This window comes from Paenibacillus sp. USDA918EY, assembly GCF_009870825.1.
Taxonomy (GTDB): domain Bacteria; phylum Bacillota; class Bacilli; order Paenibacillales; family Paenibacillaceae; genus Paenibacillus_AQ; species Paenibacillus_AQ albilobatus.
This window is the reverse complement of record NZ_WTWY01000032.1, coordinates 1-16,767: the sequence shown is the minus strand read 5'-3', so window position 1 is coordinate 16,767 and position 16,767 is coordinate 1. Positions and strand designations below refer to the sequence as shown.

The window sequence follows — 16,767 nt, the reverse complement described above, 5'->3', positions numbered from 1 at the left end:
ACACCAAGACCATATGCGCGGTGAACATTTCCGGCGTAGGTTCCAGTCCGAGGCAGCCGATCCATTCCGGAACAGTGATAGGCGGCAGACCAGGCATTGGCGTATAAGTAACTTCTGGCCAATAGCTTGTCGGCAGTCCATAATCACGAAGCCCCCAATATGGCGGGGATGTCACACATGTATGAAATGATTCAGCCTCGAGCTGAGGCATGATTTCGATGTTGTTCCCTTGAAGGATCATTTGTCCTTATCCCCTCCTAAACATTGTCCGGATCCCCCATAATCTCATGTTCGTATAGCTGATCTTTGATTAGGTGATATGCGTCCGTGCGATCGTACAAAGGTGCATATCTATACCGTTTATCATCATTTGTTCCACGTCCGGCCAATGCGATATGTCTAAAAGCAGATGGCAGTTCTCGGCCACTCTCAAGGATCGGCACGCCCAGTTCTTTGCAGCGCGTCTTAGTCAAGAGCACCGCGAACGGATATGGCTCATGCGTCCAGCGCTTCGAATTAGAGTTGTAACTTGGCAGCCCAGTTTCTAAAACTTCCTCTTTCGTATACCATCCTTTTTTATTGGGCATGCAATGATTCCTCCTTCATCCAATTCCCAAGACGTTGACCAAACTCCTGAATGCCGCCATCGATCTCTTCCGGATCCAAACCACGAAATTCAGACTCGATTTCTTGCCGTGTCGGAATGTGGCCGGTAGCCAACGTTCGGGATTTTAAATATTCGAAAACGGTCCATCTATTCATCAAGAAAACCTCCGTTCTCGGTTAACTCGTTTTTTCAAAATTTCTTACTCCATCGCCTAGGCGGAAGCTTAATATCTTGGCCTCCTGCGCATCCACCTTGGTCATGTCTATATCTTCGATAAACCGTGCCCAGAACGGAACATAGCGAAATTGACTTTTTTCAGCAGCGTTATAAACATAAGCTGCGGGGCTCTCCCTGTATTGCACCGGGCATCCGACCTGTTTGCAGCGTGTGTATGGCAGCAGAATATCCGCAATCGGAGCAGGCCTTGTCCATCTTCCATCCCACACCCATTCACCATTGATTTCGACTTGAAAGGGTATCAAGCAAGGCTTTCCGCTATCTTGTGCTTGAACCTTGTTAAGCCAGAGCTTACGCATGACTTCTCCCACCCTTGCTGGTGCTCATTTCCTTAGCCATACGCATCATCTCTTCGAATTCGGCATCTGATACCTCAGGCCCCGATGACGGATGATCCGCTATTGAAATTAATGGCTTTTTACTCGTTCCGATTGGTACGACTTTTGATGATTTCGTTTTCTTCTTCATCGCCAGTACAAGCCTTGGAAACTGCTTGCGGAATTTCTCAGCGCTCAGAACATTGCTTTTCCAAAAGTCATCGTTCACAACCCAATCCATAACTGATCGGATTAAATCCTTGTCAGACTGCTTGTCCAGCTCTACCAGTTTTCTGAAATCATCAGCCCAGGTTTGAAGGTTCGTCTTCCCGGTTAAATGATGTAACCCCTCTCTGGCTGCCATTTCGTCAATTTTGCTTTTGAAATACACAGCCATTTTGTAATACGTGTTTTCTGGACCATACTTATCCTTGTTATCCTTTTGAGGGGGATGATTGTCCTGAACTGCTGTAGGCGGTTCGGGACATATCTTTTTTTCTTTTTTATTTCTTTTACTTTCCTTTCCTTTACTTTCCTTTCCTTGCATTGCATTTGCATTGCTATCGTCATGCATTTGCATAGAATGTGCATTTTCATTATCATCACCAGATTCCGACTTTTCCTTGTCCCATCTAGCTTTTGCAGCTGCTGACCTCTTAGCCCTTACTTCCTCCCTTTGGGCCATCCGACGAAGTAAAGAATTGCTCCAAAAGAACTTCCCATCCGATTCAAAAAGGTGAAATTCGTTAATGCAATCTTCAATAAACTCTTCAATCTTCGAGCAATCCGCCTGCAACTGTAATGCAAATGCATTAAATGCGTATTTGGATTGCATGTCCAATCTATATCCTTCTGAATCCCGCATCATTTCAATTATCATCCAATACCATCCATAACCTTCTGCCCCATATACACCGCGCATTGCAGATATCTTGGGATCATGGCGGGCATTAGAGTCGTGCGAAAAATAATAAGCTTCCTTCATCTTGCCAGCTCACCACCTTTTTTGCCCCGTTTGTGGTATAATGAAAAAAATATTGAGTAAAATTGTTGATCACGCTGGCAGGCGTGGTCTCTTTTTTTTGGGACCCAGCTCGAAAGATTCAACAACTTCGCCTGGATCGCATTTCAACAATTGAGTTCTTAGCGACTTAATTTCATTAGTAATCGCTGTGGCAGCTCCGTCACCATCAATCAACATGGAATACAAACGACAAAGCCTCTTACGCAAGCTGCGGCGCTCCATATCACGCTGTGCGAACACATCTTTCTTCATGTGTGTTCAGACCTCCCCGAATCGCATTTGCATGGCCTGAAACGCCAAGCGTTTGTTATTTGAATCAAGAAAGTCCATGTCCGATAAATTTACTTTATGCCGTTCGTTGAACAAGTGCAGGGCCAGCTGAAGCATGAACTTCTCGGAATGACTCCATGGCTGCGCCTGGCGCTTCAGTGCATCGACTTTTATGATCCGGTTGTTAACGTCAATGTACTTTGTGGTGCAGACACTTTTGAGCCTTGGCTGATTCAAAAACAAATGCAACGTGCCCCGCCAGTAACGGTCTTTCATTAGATCTGCTGGGATTGTGCTCACCTGTATGCCTCCTTTATGTAAATATGATGCGTTTAGCCGCATCTTCCGACGCCAGACAGGAGTAAGGTTATGATACTGTCCGACGCCGGAAGACAGGGCTAAAAGCCCGTGTCACCGTTTCATCTTATATTGCGCACCTCTTTTATGAGCAGCCAGCCGAACATGTAACCGATCAGATAAGCTATAAATCCTTCTGCTGGTGTTGCATTGTATAAACCGAGTGCAATTACTTGCATCAAAATTCCGGCGCCTATCCCTCCTAGCGAGAGGGGCAAACCCTTCATGCCGTCCCCTCCTTGCGCTTCTGGCGGCCATCAGTTAAAATAGATGACAAGAGATTCATGAAAAATGCTTTAACCAAGAGCGCTCGGCCTGCACGCCGGGCGTTTTTCATTTCCTTTCCGGCCAAATCGATCATCATATTCAAATAGGCTGCTGCATTTTGAGTATTGCCGCCGATCATCTTTTCTGGATGCTTCTGGATCAGCTTTAGGTTATGCTTCGCGTTTCTGCCAGCTTCGATTGCTTGCTTTACCAAATCCTCTCTAGGCATTCAAATCCCTCATTTCAGATATTTTTTGGACTTAAGGTACGCCCGGTGCTCCTTCCAAACTCCCATCCACGAAAAACAATATTCCTTACAGAGAATTGCGACGTAATGTGTTAATGCGGTAATTGCCTCGACACTTTCCTTAATGGCTGACCGGATTTGTTTCAGATCGTCCTGATCCATCTGATCCTTCGTCTTCGTGATCGGGGCCTTCATCAATGCATCCAGGGCCTCGCGGATTTCTTCCATTGTTTTCAGGTGGACGCTTGCCCTATGTAAGTCCACATTGTTCAGCCAGGGTACCGACGCACCTTGCGTTACCTCCCCAGCTGCAGCAATGTAGAGCTGTCCGTCATCGTAATGCTTGGTCGTCGATGCCATGACTTCCTTAGTGGGCTTCCTTGTCCCCTTTACAATCTTTCCGATCAATGAGGCGTCGACGTGAGCAGCGGCGCCGGCCGCCCCTCGTGTCTCCCCTTTTCTTTTGAGCACTTCTTCGAGTGCTGAGCCAAATTGTCCAATTGCCATCTAAAATTTCATCTCCTTTGTCCGTTTTACGGGATGAAGTCGGACAAGGGATTGTTGTACTATTTAGTTGTGAGCAACGCATTCCCCAAACATCATCCCCACCACCGCCTGCAGCTGGTACCGCTCTGGCGGTTTTTTCATTAGAATTTTAAGCTTGGATAAGACTCTCTTGTTCGGACTGTGCCATCCAGTCCAAAAGGGTTTCTTCCCGAAAAAAAATGCGGTTGCGTACGCGGATAGCAGGGATCTCCTTGCGGCGCACCATGTCATAAATGAGCCAAGCTGATACGCCTAAAAAATCAGCAGCTTCTTGCACGTTTAATGTTTGTCGTTTCATCTCTTGTTCTCCTTTCGCTCGTTCTAACCAATATTTTTTTGTTTAGAACTTTCAAAATGTTCCTTTGAGTAACATTTATCATTAAAAAATTTTTCCCAAGGGAAGCCCAAAACTAATGCGATAGATTTTGCTGCTTTTACTGATGGTGTTTTAGTTCCATTTTCTATATTGGTGTAGTAACTACGAGATATTGAAGCCTTATCTGCTACTTGCTCGTGAGTCATACGTACTTTTTCACGATCTTTCTTCAACCAATCTCTCAACAGTTTCACCTCCGTTTTGTTCCTTTAAGTAACTCTTGATTCAATAATATGTTACTAAAAGAAACATGTCAATAGAATTTTGTGTCTTTTAGGAACATTTATTTAAAGTTTCCATCAGGAACATTATAATTGACTTATCCTACAAAGGTTGGGTGTATAAATAATGGATAATATATTTGGCAAGCGTTTGAAAGCTGAGAGGGAAGCTAATAAACGAAAGGACGCCAAATGGACTCAGGAATTTGTTGCCGATTATATCGGTGTCGCACGTCCAACGTATACGGCATATGAGAACGGGACAAAGTTCCCTCCAATGGAGACGCTAAATAAGATAGCCGACCTTTTTAAGGTTGATACAGACTACTTGCTTGGAAGGACTCCTATCAAAAAAAGACCAGAAACAAGTCAATATGTTCCTGGAAAGATAGAAAATCAAAATAGCGAGGATGCTACTGGTAGTGTTGTAAGTATGTTAGATAAATTAGATGAAAAAACGAAAAAGAAGATGGATTTTTTTAAAAAGCTCGAAAACGACCTCGGTTTAGACCTCACCGATCTTGAGGTCCAAAAAAAGCTCAAAAGAGCTGCTAAAATCATCTTCTCCGAGGAAGATTAATTTTACCTCTTGAGCAAAATTTATCAAATCATATTCTGTCAGATCCCCCAACACATTTTGTAATCGATCAGTAAATCCTGCATCCATGAATGTCACCTTCCGAGATGGAATTATTATCAATCTTAACACGGGAACAAATGTTCGTAAACAAATAATATTAAGGAGAGCAACGCGATGCGGTACGAACCGGATCGTTGTCGCCTCCAGCAGCTGTATAAGGAAACCGGGATCAACCAACGCATGCTGCATATCATCACCGGTATTCCCGAAAGTCAACTTTCCGATTATGCGAACAATCGAACAACAATGGGATATGCTACCGCAGTCACCATAAGCAAGGCCATGAAATTACCCAACTGCGAATTGTTGTACACCTGGAAAATTGTTGATGCTGACTGAGGCGCGGAGGACTTTCCTCCCGATCCGGATTGGACTTCAAGATTTCTTGAAGTCCCTGCCGCCGCTCTCTGGTATTTTCTATTATACAGCTAGACTGACAAATAATTTGTCGTTTGATGTCGTTTGTTGGATGCAACTTAGGGGGGTTGAAATGCAGAGTTTCCTTATCTGAAGCGGCTTCTCCCGGATATTTCAATTTCAGAATTATCGACAAAATGAACTTTTACGACTCCATTCGCGCTCCGAAGGTGTTTCACCCGGTTCTTATTTACTATCGTAGACTTATCGAAATACTCGAACCCATATCGTTTTAGGGCCGCGGAAATATCCCTAAGAGTCAACAATGGGGCATACGACCCGGCGGACGTATGATACAAGGGCAGCAGATCCGCCGACTTTCTGGGTCGGAATACCGTTATATAGTTGACTTCGAATAATGAAAAAACTTGAAAATCTGTATCTTCGCCGGTCCGATCGGTTGCTTTTACTCCAATAATCTTCATGCTATCTCCTCATACCTGATGTTTATGTAATTATCCTAGAGGTAGTTAGATAAAAAATCATGTTGTAAAAAATGACATTCTAAGAACGGAGGTTTTTTCTATGGCAAGCATACGTAAGAGAGGACAAAATTCATGGCTACTGATCGTGGAACTCGGATATGATGCCAACGGAAAAAGAATCCAACGAACAAAGACGGTTCGAGTCGAAGACCAAGCGCTGCTCCGAGCTCCCAAGCGTCTTCAAGAGTACCTTAATACAGAATTAACCAAATTTCAGATTAAAGTAGAGTCAGGGGTATATATCAATCCCGGAAAAATGACGTTTGAAGCATTCGTTGAGGAATGGAAGAAGAATTTTGTCTACACGGAGCTTGAAGAAAAGACCATCGACAGTTATGTATTCCATACCGAAAAGCGAATAGTACCCTATTTTGGACATATGTTTATGGACCAAATTAAAACAATGCATATTCTCTCTTTTTTGGACACGCTTAGAAAGCCTGATGCACGATTGGACGGGAAAGGCCCCCTTAAATCAGCAACTATCGTCTATAATTTTCGCGTACTAAAGAGTATTTTTACGAAGGCAGCCGAATGGAAAGTGATTACGGATAACCCCATGGCCGGAGTAAAAAAACCCAAAGAAGACGATGTGAAAGAAATGGAGGTATACGATGAGAGCGAAATAAAGCAGCTTTTTAGAGCTCTTGAGTATGAACCTATCCAAACCAGGGTCATGGTCACTCTGGCCGTTACAACGGGAATGAGACGCGGAGAAATGGCAGGATTGGAATGGAGTAGGATAGACTTTGACTCAGGTCATATTTATGTGTCTCAATCATTGCCGAAATTAAAAGATGGACAACCCGTTCTAAAGGCTCCCAAGAACAAAAAACCACGAAGGATCGCAATGCCTGAAACCCTCAAAACAGAACTTGAACTTTTATATCAAGCCCGTGAGTCCGAATTATCTGAAATCGATGATCAATGGGCCGACGGGAAATATTCGTTTGTGTTTTGTCATCCCGACGGAAGACCGTATGAACCTGGTTGGTTCACAAAGAAATGGATCGACTTCCATCGGAGATATAATTTAAAGCCTATTCGTCTTCATGACTTGCGGCATACCTCGGTTTCCTGGATGATATACAAAAAGGTTCATTCTGAGGTCATAGCAAAGCGCGTGGGCCATTCAAACATCAAAATGTTGGAAATATACGGCCACATATTCGACTCGGTAGATCAGGCAGCTGCGTCCGTCTTCGACGATATTAAGAAATAGTTGTCTACGGGATTTGTCCACCGATTGTCCACCAAATCCGCAAATGTCCACCATTTTTGTCCACACCAGACCGTATAAATAACTGAAAGAACCCAATAATATCAAGGGATTCCTATCCAAACCCTAGCCATTCTTTCTCCTCTCCCATGAAAGGGCGTCCCGAAAGGGGCGCCCGATTTTATTGTCCAAAAACACCTTATAACTCAAGAATGAATCTCGACCTCCCTGTTCACATACCGCTGCGGATCGGCTAGTCTACTTTGATCAATTTCCCACCGATTCCTTAACCGGCCGTTAATTCAAAGAGAAAAAAATGACGGCCTTGGGCGGCTCGTCATTGTCAATGTCAAGTGAATTTTTGCACTATCATATGGACTTAAACGGGGTCGTTCGCACCAGTACCCATTCCGAGGCCTTTAAGGAACCGCGCAGACAGAATAGGCCCGGTTGTCCTCCCGCCAACTCAGTCTTATGACTGCAAACATATCTAATAACAAAGGAAAGCCATCTGCCGGGAAAGAACCGCATCCGGAGCGGCCTCCCGTTTGCGGACTATGCTGCGGCTCGACTACAATAAACGTAGGTTTTGTTTCCTCATGCGGTAAAAAGAAATCATACATATTGAAATCGAGGTGAACAATCAAGATGCAATTTCTTGACGGCGACAACAGGTGGACTCCGGAATTTTTGGATTACCTCGAAAAAACCGCCAAACCGTCGGTGAGGCTGAAGCTTTCGAAAGAAACCGTGCGGTTGACCGACAGCAAAGTGGGAGGAACGCCTTGGCTTCCGCCCCAATCTCCATGGCCCCGGGATGAAGACGGAAACGACTATCTGTTCATCGCCCAAATCAATTGGGCCCAATTGCCGCGCCTTGAAGGTTTCCCCGCCCGCGGATTGACGAGTTTTTTCGTGAAGCAGGACGATACGTTCGGTCTGTTTGACCAATCCTATCGCATCCTTCATGTTGAAGAAGCGGCCGAACTGGAAGATATCGATCCTTACCGCCCGGAAGATCCCGACTTGTACAGTCCCGTTTTGGGAGGGCCTTACAAGCTGACCGGAAACCTTGAGAAGCAGTACATCCCGCCAGTGGACCGGGGTTCCGGAACGTTGGATCTGCCCGTGTTCGACCGGGATAAAACCGCCTACTCGAAATATTGGGATTTGGCGGATTCCAGCGGGTCGCGCATCGGAGGGTACCCATACTTTGCGCAGGAGGACCCAAGACCGGAAGGGGACTGGGAACTTCTTCTTCAGTTGGACATCGAAGGCGACGACAAGCAGTATTATGTCTCTTGGGGGGATTCCGGCGTCGGCAATTTTTTTATCCGCCGGGAGGATTTGAAACGCTTGGATTTTTCGAACGTGTTCTATACCTGGGACTGCCTATAGTCTTTCGTGTACTGCGCTCGAAATCGGAACAAGCGACAATTAAGAAGAAGCAAACGAAAAAGGCAGCTGATCTCCATGATGATTCATTTGACATACCGCTCCGGCGAATATCAGGTAAAGGGCTATCTCTCCCTTCCGTATGGATACAAGGTCGAACCGGAAATGCTGGAAGCGCATGTCCGCAAAATATACGGCGGGGAACGGCTTCCCATGACCGTCATAGCGAACAACGTGGAGCGGGAGCGGCTGGATATCCATGAACGGAAGTGGCCCGTTCTCATTTATTGCCGCGGCGGCATCGGCAGGGTCGGGCAGGTGAAAACCGAGTGGCTCGAGCGATTTTCGCGGAGCGGGTTTATCGTTTTTGCCCCCGTATACCGGGGAACGCAAGGCGGAGAAGGGCGGGACGAATTCGGCGGCGCGGATATGGAGGACGTTCCGGCAGCGTGCAGGCTGCTTGCGAGCCTCCCTTTCGTCGACCGGAACCGCATCGCGGCGATGGGCTTCTCCCGCGGCTCCATCAATGCGGCATATGCGGCGGCGGAAACGGGATACATCTCGCAGCTTGTCCTGTGGGGCGGCGTTTCGGATCTGGCCAAAACCTATGAGGAGCGGGTGGATCTGCGCCGGATGCTGAAGCGGGTCGTGGGCAATCCGAATAAATCCCCCTTGGCATACGAAACACGCTCCCCGATAAACATGGCAAAACGCATCCGCTGTCCGGTGCTGATCATCCACGGAAGCGAAGATGAGCAGGTCCATCCCGGCCATGGCCTTCGGATGTATGAACGGCTTAAGGAACTGGGCAAAGATGCCGAGCTGCACTGGTACGAGGGCTACGGCCACCATTTGCCCTATGAAACGCATATGATCGCCATTAAACGGATGTTCGATTGGATCCGGAAACATCAGGCCTTCACTTAAAACGGCAGGGCCGGCGTAAAAAACGCCGCGCGCCTGCCGTTTCTCTACAACGTCTTGCTTTAAATAAACTCAAAGGGTTCGTTAAAAATCCCCCGACCGTTCCAATTCCTTACCGGCCCTGAGCAACCGTTTGCAAGCTTAACAGTCACAATGGACGAACAGCTGTTGTCCCCGAGCAAGATGGATTCTGATCCTGCGGTTGAACTCCTGGCAGCCGACAGTGAAAACTCTCGCGCTGCCTGCGCACGTAACTACGACGAATTCGCCCGGGCGCAAGGTGATCCGTCGGGTGACGATCCCTATGCCGCATACCAGCCGGATGGTTTGGCCTCTGCGAAGACGGATTACGCGATTTTGTGCAACACGTCTATTTTTCATCTATGAATTCCCTCCTTTTCTATCAATAAATGAAAGAGGTAAAAGAATTGTAACGGCAGTTGTCTAAATTGTCATAATTGGTTTATCTATTCCATTCTCATGTGTGTTCTGATAGACTTCATTTGTATCATGCTTTTGGGAAAGGGGGATGACGTTGCAGCCCAGATCGCCTTTAAAGGTTATATGCATGATGATCGCGGCGTGCTTTCTGCTGGCCTCCTGCTCGCGAAATTCCGACCCGGCCAAAGTCAATGTTGCGCAGAAAAAGGATGTCTGGTCCAATGCCGAAGTGACCCGCGAAAGCGTCAGGCTTGTTCTTGAACAAGCTGGAGGCGCCGGTGTCATCGCAGCGTCGCAAATCAAAGACATCCAGGTTCAAGGAGCCAACAACAAAACGATTACGGTCGATCTCAAGCATGAGTCCCCGGATCCGGATCAATTGATGAAAGATGCGGCGGCGACGCTCATCGCGTACAGCGGCATTTTGCTCGAGAACAAAGGCATCGGCACGGTGGAGGTTTGCTTGTACGGCAACCCGGAACCGGGAAACGCCAAACATGCAGCCAAGGAAACGGTCTCTGTAGCGGTCAGCCGCGAGGATTTGCAAAAGGCGCGGGACGTCTTTCAAGCTCCGGTGGACGATTATGCCATGCTTTTTAAACATGCAAGCTGGTACAAGATCCACCCTCATCTATATAAGTCGCTTCATTATAAGGATCAGTTAAAAACGCGAGCTTACCTAAAATAACGATGAAAAAAGAAACGGATATGCCACTGCGGCATATCCGTTTCTTCAGTGAGGGAAGGCTTTTCCGGCCGGCCACCTCAAAAAAAAGCGGCCCCGGCGTTATCGCATCGCCGGAGCCAAATCCGAACTATATATCAAAGGGGGGTTATACATATTAATATACAGAAAACGTTCCGGTGAAACATGAAAACAACCTTATATGCGGATTAAAGTTAAATAAAAAATCGTTTTACGGCAAACCGCGGATCCATCGGGAACGATTCGAGCGGGTACGCCACATTTTGCCGAGCTGTCATGACTTTAGTTACATATTTTGTAATGTTCGCTTTTTTGCTGCATATGATTTTTACGTGCCCTCGTGTTGGCATCGATTTTAAACGGAGGTGTGTGTGGATGAAGCTAAGAAGCGTCGATAATACCATTGTCGCCCTCATCGGGATCTGGTTTATCATTGCGCCGTGGATTGCAGGTTACTCCGATGACAAAGGGGCGTTATGGACGAGTGTCATTGTCGGGGCCGTTCAATTGATCGCATCCTTGTGGGCTTTTTCCGGGTCCGGATGGGGCTCCTGGCAAAACTGGATTTCGCTGCTTGCCGGCGTCTGGTTCATTGTTTTTCCGTTTGTTTACACCGTCGAATCCAACGTCATGTGGAGCAGCATCATTTTGGGTGCGGTGACCGTACTTCTCAATTTGATTACCTTGTCCGCCAAGGATTGACGGCCGGGCGAACCGGCCAAGGGCAAGGCAGGTTGTTGTAAGGCCAACAGGGGCGTCCAATCACCTGTGTTTCCCGCTTAAGTTTTACAGCCATCGCATGCGCAGATCCCGCTTCATTCGGGACTGCGCTATTTTTTCGTATGCAGCCCGGACGGATTCCAATGCGGCATGTATGTAAAATCGCCTGCAAGGCAGGCCTCGCTGAAGCCATGACAGGCGATCTCTTTCGGAAATCAACGGTCTTGCCGGAAGTACGAACCGATTACAGCCAGAAAGAACGCGTAATAATAACCAGCAAAATAAAGAGAACCAAAATGGCACCTGTAGAAGCGAAAGGATTGTAACAACCTACTCCGCCAACAACTCCGCTCATTCCATTCCCTCCTTCCATGTAGCATACTCTACAGTATGTGGGACACTGGACGTTTGGCATAGACTCCTCCCCAAATCGGGACGGAAAAACGCCTATTTTCAAGGACAAGCGCCGTTTTACACGTCTTTTTTGCCGACCACCGACGCCGTATACTTGGCCAAAATCGCTCCGAGCGTGCCGATATCCAGCGGATCCTCCGCTTTCCAATCCGCGCTGATCCCCGCATGGTCGATAAGCCACTGCCTTCCGGCTTCCTTCCATTGCGGCACGCTTCCTTTGGAACCGGGATCCGGCGTATCGTATGCATTCAAGAGCTCCGCCTCGCTTCCTTTATATTCGTTTAAATCCACGTTTCCGTTGATTCCAGGCACGCTTCCTTTATTCGTATATTGAAGAAACTCCCATGAGACCCAGCCGCCTTTATTTGCGGGGACTCTGCTGCTGTAATAGGCGTACCATAGCGGGACGTTCCCCAGCGTGCCGTCTAACGACGTATCGATAAAGTCCGGATACGTGTATATCATCAGCGTTCTTCCCGTTTGCTGCTTGTATTGCTTCACCCACTCCTGCGCGATGGCCGTAATGTTCTCCCGCGTCCCGCCTTCTTTCGTTTCGATGTCAACGGCAAGAGGCAGCTTGAATGCTCCTAATCCCCCGGCGCTGTCGACGGTCTGCACGAAATGCTCCAGCTCAGCCTTGACTTCCGCCGCGTTCCGAGCCCGCGTAAAATGATAAGCGCCTGTCAAAAGTCCGGCTGCCCGCGCCCCCTGCGCGTTGATTCTGAACCGGTCGTCGACCAGCTTCGGTCCTTCCGTCGCTTTCAGAAACGCGAAAGAGTAACCTGCGTTTTTAACCTGCTTCCAATCGATGACGCCCTGCCAATGCGAGACGTCGATTCCCTTGGCATGGTTGCCGCTTCGGCTTTGCACAGCATCACCTCCACTTAGGTCTGCAGACCATGGATCTGCACGTACCTATATGTATGTATACTGTTATCCCCCCGTGTAGACGCTTCCTCCCCCGCCCGGGTAAAATGTGCGGCCGCCTTCGCTTTTAGAAAACGTTACGGGCACAGAAAAAGAAGCCCTTGAATAAAGGCCTCTTTTTCCAAGAAGTACATGTTCATTTGTTTTAATAATGGAACGTTCCTTTGGAGCGCCCCCGTTGGTCTATTAATCCGGAATCCCCTTGCTCTCGGTATTTTCGCATCCATACCTTCAAACGGCCGATGTCGGCAATTCCCAACGCTTCGGCGACCTCTTTTTTGGTCATTCCTTGGAGACGCATGTTCACGGCCTTCTTCTTGGTATCCAAACTGTAAGAACAGAACGTCTGTCCCTTTTTGGCCATCCGTATCACCTCAACTACTTTATCGGCGGATGGCCTGCTGCATTTCATTGTATTCAAACAAATAGTTCTAAAGGCCCTTGTTTAAAATGGAAATCAAATACATTTTCCTTGTTTCGGGCGAAAAATAGTCTCCCGGACTTGCGCCTTCGGTTTCAAGGCAGCAGGTAGCCCTTATCGACGGCATCCCGAATGAGTCCGGTTACGAGCGCATGCAGATCCGGCAGCTCCTGCTTCAAGAAGCGGATCCGCTCCAGCACGCGGTCCGAGGTCACTTGATGCTCGCGCCAGGCCTTGCCTTCCGTATAATAATTGTGAAGCAGCGGCTGAATCCGGTCCATCGCTGCCGCATAACGGGCTTCGGCCGTTTCCCTGCGCTCGAATTCAAGCCAAAGCTCCATCATGTCGGCAGACTGGTCCGGCGGCAAAAGACCGAAAATCCGCCTTGCTGCCTGCTGCTCCCGTTCGAATTTGTCTTCATGCCCCTGAACGTCGTAGGCAAACGTATCGCCCGCATCGATTTCAACCACATCGTGGATCAGCAGCATTTTTATGACCCGCGGCAAGTCGATTTTTTTCCCATCGAGATGCTCCTCCAGCAGGCAAGCCATGAGCGTGATATGCCAGCTGTGCTCCGCATCGTTTTCACGCCGGGACGCGTCCAGCAAATACGTTTGCCGAAAAATCGTCTTCAGCTTGTCGACCTCGCGGATAAAAGCGAGCTGGCGGCTTAATCTTTCGTTCAACGGGTCTCCCTCCATTCGTCCCCTATGATTAACACGATCCCGTTTAGTATATATCGCAGCCGGTCCGAAAGACAGACCCAGCTTTTTTTCAGCAGCAAATAACTGCGGCAGGCTGTGGCCGCACCGGACGGTTTAAACTCTTTCGGCAGCGTGTCACCGGACCATTTTTTCCCGCGAACATGTAGAATATTCTGGTAAAACAGGCTATTATTCTATGTGGAGCCAATCCAGACCGGAATCGATTGGATAGACAGGTTTGCTTGCATGGAAGACACAACCGCACCGGAACACTCCGGAGCAATCAAAAAACAAAGCTTCGGATCAAAGGCAACAGAGGGATCGTGAATCGAATCTCGGCGCTAACGGCGTGGGACACAGGCTCCCGGCTGTCAATCAAGGGCATTATCGAATGCGATGGAGGTTTTATATGGGTAAAATTTTAGGTTTCATGCTGTTATGGAGGCTGCTGGGGAACCCGTTCCTGGCCGTTCTCGTCCTGCTTGTCATCGTCTATTTGCTCGACCGGCGTTTCGTCGGCATCTTTCCGAGCTTGACCAAACCTTTTAAACGGATGGGCCGAATTTCCAAGCTGCGCACCCAAATCGGCATGAATCCAAGCGACGTCTCGTCGAAACACGAGCTGGCAAGGCTTTTGATCGAGCGAAAAAAAGACGACGAGGCGTTGAAGCTGCTTCTGTCGATCCAGCCGCAATCGGAAGACTCGGCCGAATTTTGGGATGATCTTGGCACCGTTTATTTGCGGCAGGGAAACATCGGCGAAGGCGAAGCCTGCATCCTCAAAGCGCTTGAGATGAATCCCCGCGTCAAATACGGCCAGCCGTATCTGCGTTTGGCCGAAGTATACAAAAACAGCGACCGCGCCAAGGCGGTCGAATACGTGCACCGCTTTCAGGAAATCCACTCTTCCTCTTGCGAAGGTTACTATCTGCTTGGCATGATGTACAAGTCGCTCGACCGCAAGGAGGAAGCCAAGGCCGCTTTTCAAGAATCGATCGACATCTACCGTTCCCTTCCGAAGTACAAAAAACGCCAGGAGCGGAAATGGGCGGTGCTCAGCATGATCAAAAAATGAAAAACGCCGAAAAAACAGACCCCGACGGGTCTGTTTCGTTTTCCGGCAGGCCGAGTCAAGCGAGCGGATAATATCCCAGCCGGTTCAGATGCTCGGCAATGACCTTATACCCCTTGCCGTTCGGATGCAGATGGTCGAATGACAACAGCTCCCTTTCCCGGCCGTAAAAGGAGGAAAATATGTTGGCCGCAGCATATCCGCTGCCCCAATGTCCGCCCATGTAACCGTTGAACTGCTGCACCCACTGCGTGGCGGCGGCCACTTGCGGATAAGGGTTATAGAGACCGACGGCCCGAACGATATACGGCGTTCTGCTGCCGGATTTCAGCTGGCTGATCGTCTGCATGATCCCTGAAAAATTGGATTGGCATTGCGTGAGCGCCTTATTGAAATGCTGGGATATGTTTTGGGAAGGCGCGCTTTTCGCAGCCCGGATCAAATCGTTGCCGCCGATCGAAATCGTAATGATCTGCGCGTCCCTTAACGAAGCGCGCAGCCGCGGATGATGCCTGACATTGTCGTACAATTCCGAAGAGGTCAGCCCGTTGACCCCCCAGTTCTCGTAAGCCACCTGTTCCCCGATTCTCCGCTGCGCCAAGCTCCGGTAGGCCGGCACGAAGCCGTTGCCGGGCATCGCCCCGAATCCTACCGTCAGCGAGTCGCCGACAGCCGTGTATGGAATCGCCACAACCTTCGCCTCCTTCGCTTTTCCTGGATTCATCTATAGCATTGTATGAATCGGCCGGGAAAGTTGAAAGGGACAATACTCGTGGCTGTTCAAAGATGGGCGAAAATGGGCGTAGGATGCGGATTCGTCCTATGAGGGCAAAGAGTTTCGCCCTATGCAAAAAAACCGGCCCCCTTCGGGAACCGGCGCTGCTTGCCGCATTGGATCGAGTTATTCCTCTTCCGCCTCATCGACCTCGTAGACGCAGCGGAAGCGCTCCGTTCCGGGATACCGCTCGCCGAGGCTCTGCACGATGAAACCGATGTTCCGGTAAAAGTCGACGGCCTCTTCGTCCGTTTCCGCGATCACCCGCTTCGGTTTTTCCTTCGTCATCGCTTCCAGAATCATTCCTCTGCCGTATCCCAGCCCCCGATTTTCGGGGATGACGGAAATATGATGCACGATCAGGTCATCCCCCGATTTCTCGTAACCGATCATGCCGACGAGCAGTTCCCCGTCTTCATAGCCGTACAGCTGCCAGGCGTCGTTCGATTCATAGGCTTGAACGGCTTGTTCGATCGACTTGTCATCCGGGAACACCGCGTAAGAAAACAATTCGGCGACCTGGGCTTTGCGTATGTATGATTTAATGTTTAACAGCATGTTTATGACCTCCACTTGATCCACTTCTTTGATTTCGTTTGCTGCCGTTACTTTACCCCGCTTCGCGAAAAATTTCAACTTTTTGCGTGAAATGAACAAGCTTGCTCCGCCAAAACCATAAGCTTTAGGCATGAATGCGATGCTATAGCGATATTGAAACCGGCTTGCAAACAGGCGTACACTTGTTAAGAAAGAAAATGCTTCGTTTTCATTAATTTTCACAGAAAGAGGCTTTGCATCATGAGTTATATTATAATTCGCAGTTTTTCGTTTCCGTCCAGTTTCAAAAAGTCCGTAAAATCAAGGTTTTTCGTCTTTTGATTCCATTGAATTTTGTCGAGTAAAAATGCCTATGTGGGGAAATGTGTGGGGAATGTGGGGAGCTATTTCAAGTCACTGAACGTTATTATTTCTGCCTTTAATTCTCCTGCAATCCCCTTTAGTTTATTTCTTCTATAATCACTTGTGGTCACGAATAGC

The 16,767-nt window shown here is 48.3% G+C and carries 27 protein-coding genes and 1 pseudogene; 9 read left to right on the top strand and 19 right to left on the bottom strand.

Going from position 1 to position 16,767, the window contains the following annotated elements:
* The 12 genes and pseudogenes from GQY55_RS31700 to GQY55_RS30315 all read right to left on the bottom strand — a co-directional run.
* A pseudogene (locus GQY55_RS31700) lies at nt 1-241 on the bottom strand (DNA-methyltransferase); the annotation flags it as partial.
* A 16-nt stretch (nt 242-257) separates the two neighbouring features.
* Nucleotides 258-587: a hypothetical protein gene (locus tag GQY55_RS30365; protein ID WP_160045657.1), complete on the bottom strand. Its 330-nt coding sequence runs from the start codon at nt 585-587 to the stop codon at nt 258-260.
* Entirely contained in the window at nt 577-762 is a 186-nt protein-coding gene (locus GQY55_RS30360) for a hypothetical protein (protein WP_160045656.1), read from the bottom strand. Before GQY55_RS30360 ends, GQY55_RS30365 begins: the two co-directional genes overlap by 11 nt.
* A gap of 21 nt (nt 763-783) precedes the next feature.
* The gene (locus tag GQY55_RS30355) at nt 784-1,143 is read right to left on the bottom strand and encodes a hypothetical protein (RefSeq protein ID WP_160045655.1); all 360 of its coding nucleotides are present in this window, start codon (nt 1,141-1,143) and stop codon (nt 784-786) included.
* Nucleotides 1,136-2,146, bottom strand: coding sequence for a DUF4373 domain-containing protein (locus tag GQY55_RS30350; protein WP_160045654.1), 1,011 nt, complete (start codon nt 2,144-2,146; stop codon nt 1,136-1,138). The genes GQY55_RS30355 and GQY55_RS30350 overlap by 8 nt, the downstream gene beginning before the upstream one ends.
* 69 nt (nt 2,147-2,215) lie before the next feature.
* Nucleotides 2,216-2,437 (bottom strand): hypothetical protein, encoded by a 222-nt coding sequence (locus tag GQY55_RS30345; RefSeq protein ID WP_160045653.1) that lies wholly within the window; start codon nt 2,435-2,437, stop codon nt 2,216-2,218.
* 6 nt (nt 2,438-2,443) lie between these two features.
* Nucleotides 2,444-2,755 carry a hypothetical protein gene (locus GQY55_RS30340; protein WP_236575974.1) on the bottom strand — a complete coding sequence of 104 codons (312 nt, stop codon included), beginning with the start codon at nt 2,753-2,755 and terminating at the stop codon, nt 2,444-2,446.
* 119 nt (nt 2,756-2,874) lie between these two features.
* Nucleotides 2,875-3,039 (bottom strand): hypothetical protein, encoded by a 165-nt coding sequence (locus GQY55_RS30335; protein WP_160045652.1) that lies wholly within the window; start codon nt 3,037-3,039, stop codon nt 2,875-2,877.
* Nucleotides 3,036-3,308, bottom strand: coding sequence for a hypothetical protein (locus GQY55_RS30330; protein ID WP_160045651.1), 273 nt, complete (start codon nt 3,306-3,308; stop codon nt 3,036-3,038). The genes GQY55_RS30335 and GQY55_RS30330 overlap by 4 nt, the downstream gene beginning before the upstream one ends.
* 9 nt (nt 3,309-3,317) lie before the next feature.
* Nucleotides 3,318-3,833: an XRE family transcriptional regulator gene (locus GQY55_RS30325; protein WP_160045650.1), complete on the bottom strand. Its 516-nt coding sequence runs from the start codon at nt 3,831-3,833 to the stop codon at nt 3,318-3,320.
* A 148-nt stretch (nt 3,834-3,981) separates the two neighbouring features.
* A complete protein-coding gene (locus tag GQY55_RS30320) occupies nt 3,982-4,170 on the bottom strand; it encodes a helix-turn-helix domain-containing protein (protein WP_160045649.1) in 189 nt (62 codons plus the stop codon).
* Between the two features lie 23 nt (nt 4,171-4,193).
* On the bottom strand, nt 4,194-4,433 hold the full coding sequence (locus GQY55_RS30315) for a helix-turn-helix transcriptional regulator (protein ID WP_160045648.1): 240 nt from the start codon (nt 4,431-4,433) through the stop codon (nt 4,194-4,196).
* Between the two features lie 163 nt (nt 4,434-4,596).
* Between GQY55_RS30315 and GQY55_RS30310 the strand changes: the two genes are divergently transcribed.
* Both GQY55_RS30310 and GQY55_RS30305 read left to right on the top strand, forming a co-directional pair.
* On the top strand, nt 4,597-5,049 hold the full coding sequence (locus tag GQY55_RS30310; RefSeq protein WP_160045647.1) for a helix-turn-helix domain-containing protein: 453 nt from the start codon (nt 4,597-4,599) through the stop codon (nt 5,047-5,049).
* Between the two features lie 174 nt (nt 5,050-5,223).
* A complete protein-coding gene (locus tag GQY55_RS30305) occupies nt 5,224-5,448 on the top strand; it encodes a helix-turn-helix domain-containing protein (RefSeq protein WP_160045646.1) in 225 nt (74 codons plus the stop codon).
* A gap of 164 nt (nt 5,449-5,612) precedes the next feature.
* Here GQY55_RS30305 and GQY55_RS32190 read toward each other — a convergent pair whose 3' ends face one another.
* A complete protein-coding gene (locus GQY55_RS32190) occupies nt 5,613-5,951 on the bottom strand; it encodes a LytTR family transcriptional regulator DNA-binding domain-containing protein (protein WP_160045645.1) in 339 nt (112 codons plus the stop codon).
* Between the two features lie 100 nt (nt 5,952-6,051).
* Between GQY55_RS32190 and GQY55_RS30295 the strand changes: the two genes are divergently transcribed.
* The 6 genes from GQY55_RS30295 (at nt 6,052) to GQY55_RS30275 (ending at nt 11,398) form a co-directional block, all read left to right on the top strand.
* A complete protein-coding gene (locus GQY55_RS30295) occupies nt 6,052-7,233 on the top strand; it encodes a site-specific integrase (protein WP_160045644.1) in 1,182 nt (393 codons plus the stop codon).
* A gap of 645 nt (nt 7,234-7,878) precedes the next feature.
* The gene (locus GQY55_RS30290; protein ID WP_160045643.1) at nt 7,879-8,628 is read left to right on the top strand and encodes a YwqG family protein; all 750 of its coding nucleotides are present in this window, start codon (nt 7,879-7,881) and stop codon (nt 8,626-8,628) included.
* Between the two features lie 78 nt (nt 8,629-8,706).
* Entirely contained in the window at nt 8,707-9,552 is an 846-nt protein-coding gene (locus GQY55_RS30285; RefSeq protein WP_236575973.1) for an alpha/beta hydrolase family protein, read from the top strand.
* 150 nt (nt 9,553-9,702) lie between these two features.
* The gene (locus tag GQY55_RS31695) at nt 9,703-9,936 is read left to right on the top strand and encodes a hypothetical protein (protein ID WP_236575972.1); all 234 of its coding nucleotides are present in this window, start codon (nt 9,703-9,705) and stop codon (nt 9,934-9,936) included.
* A 181-nt stretch (nt 9,937-10,117) separates the two neighbouring features.
* Nucleotides 10,118-10,678, top strand: a complete 561-nt coding sequence (locus GQY55_RS30280) for a hypothetical protein (RefSeq protein ID WP_236575971.1) — start codon at nt 10,118-10,120, stop codon at nt 10,676-10,678.
* A 393-nt stretch (nt 10,679-11,071) separates the two neighbouring features.
* Nucleotides 11,072-11,398 carry an SPW repeat protein gene (locus tag GQY55_RS30275; protein WP_036711775.1) on the top strand — a complete coding sequence of 109 codons (327 nt, stop codon included), beginning with the start codon at nt 11,072-11,074 and terminating at the stop codon, nt 11,396-11,398.
* A gap of 262 nt (nt 11,399-11,660) precedes the next feature.
* Here the strand turns inward: GQY55_RS30275 and GQY55_RS31140 are convergent, their stop codons facing one another.
* The 4 genes from GQY55_RS31140 to GQY55_RS30260 form a co-directional block, all read right to left on the bottom strand.
* Nucleotides 11,661-11,771 carry a sporulation protein YjcZ gene (locus GQY55_RS31140; RefSeq protein ID WP_201452276.1) on the bottom strand — a complete coding sequence of 37 codons (111 nt, stop codon included), beginning with the start codon at nt 11,769-11,771 and terminating at the stop codon, nt 11,661-11,663.
* A 116-nt stretch (nt 11,772-11,887) separates the two neighbouring features.
* Nucleotides 11,888-12,700 carry a glycoside hydrolase family 25 protein gene (locus GQY55_RS30270; RefSeq protein ID WP_160045640.1) on the bottom strand — a complete coding sequence of 271 codons (813 nt, stop codon included), beginning with the start codon at nt 12,698-12,700 and terminating at the stop codon, nt 11,888-11,890.
* A gap of 202 nt (nt 12,701-12,902) precedes the next feature.
* Nucleotides 12,903-13,121, bottom strand: a complete 219-nt coding sequence (locus tag GQY55_RS30265) for a helix-turn-helix domain-containing protein (protein ID WP_160045639.1) — start codon at nt 13,119-13,121, stop codon at nt 12,903-12,905.
* A gap of 152 nt (nt 13,122-13,273) precedes the next feature.
* The gene (locus GQY55_RS30260) at nt 13,274-13,864 is read right to left on the bottom strand and encodes an HD domain-containing protein (RefSeq protein WP_236575970.1); all 591 of its coding nucleotides are present in this window, start codon (nt 13,862-13,864) and stop codon (nt 13,274-13,276) included.
* A 427-nt stretch (nt 13,865-14,291) separates the two neighbouring features.
* On the opposite strand from GQY55_RS30260, the gene GQY55_RS30255 reads away from it, so the two are divergent.
* Nucleotides 14,292-14,957: a tetratricopeptide repeat protein gene (locus GQY55_RS30255; RefSeq protein WP_160045637.1), complete on the top strand. Its 666-nt coding sequence runs from the start codon at nt 14,292-14,294 to the stop codon at nt 14,955-14,957.
* Between the two features lie 55 nt (nt 14,958-15,012).
* Here the strand turns inward: GQY55_RS30255 and GQY55_RS30250 are convergent, their stop codons facing one another.
* Nucleotides 15,013-15,645 (bottom strand): SGNH/GDSL hydrolase family protein, encoded by a 633-nt coding sequence (locus GQY55_RS30250; protein WP_236575969.1) that lies wholly within the window; start codon nt 15,643-15,645, stop codon nt 15,013-15,015.
* Nucleotides 15,646-15,855: 210 nt separating this feature from the next.
* Nucleotides 15,856-16,419: a GNAT family N-acetyltransferase gene (locus tag GQY55_RS30245; protein ID WP_328803768.1), complete on the bottom strand. Its 564-nt coding sequence runs from the start codon at nt 16,417-16,419 to the stop codon at nt 15,856-15,858.
* Nucleotides 16,420-16,767 lie beyond the last annotated feature (348 nt).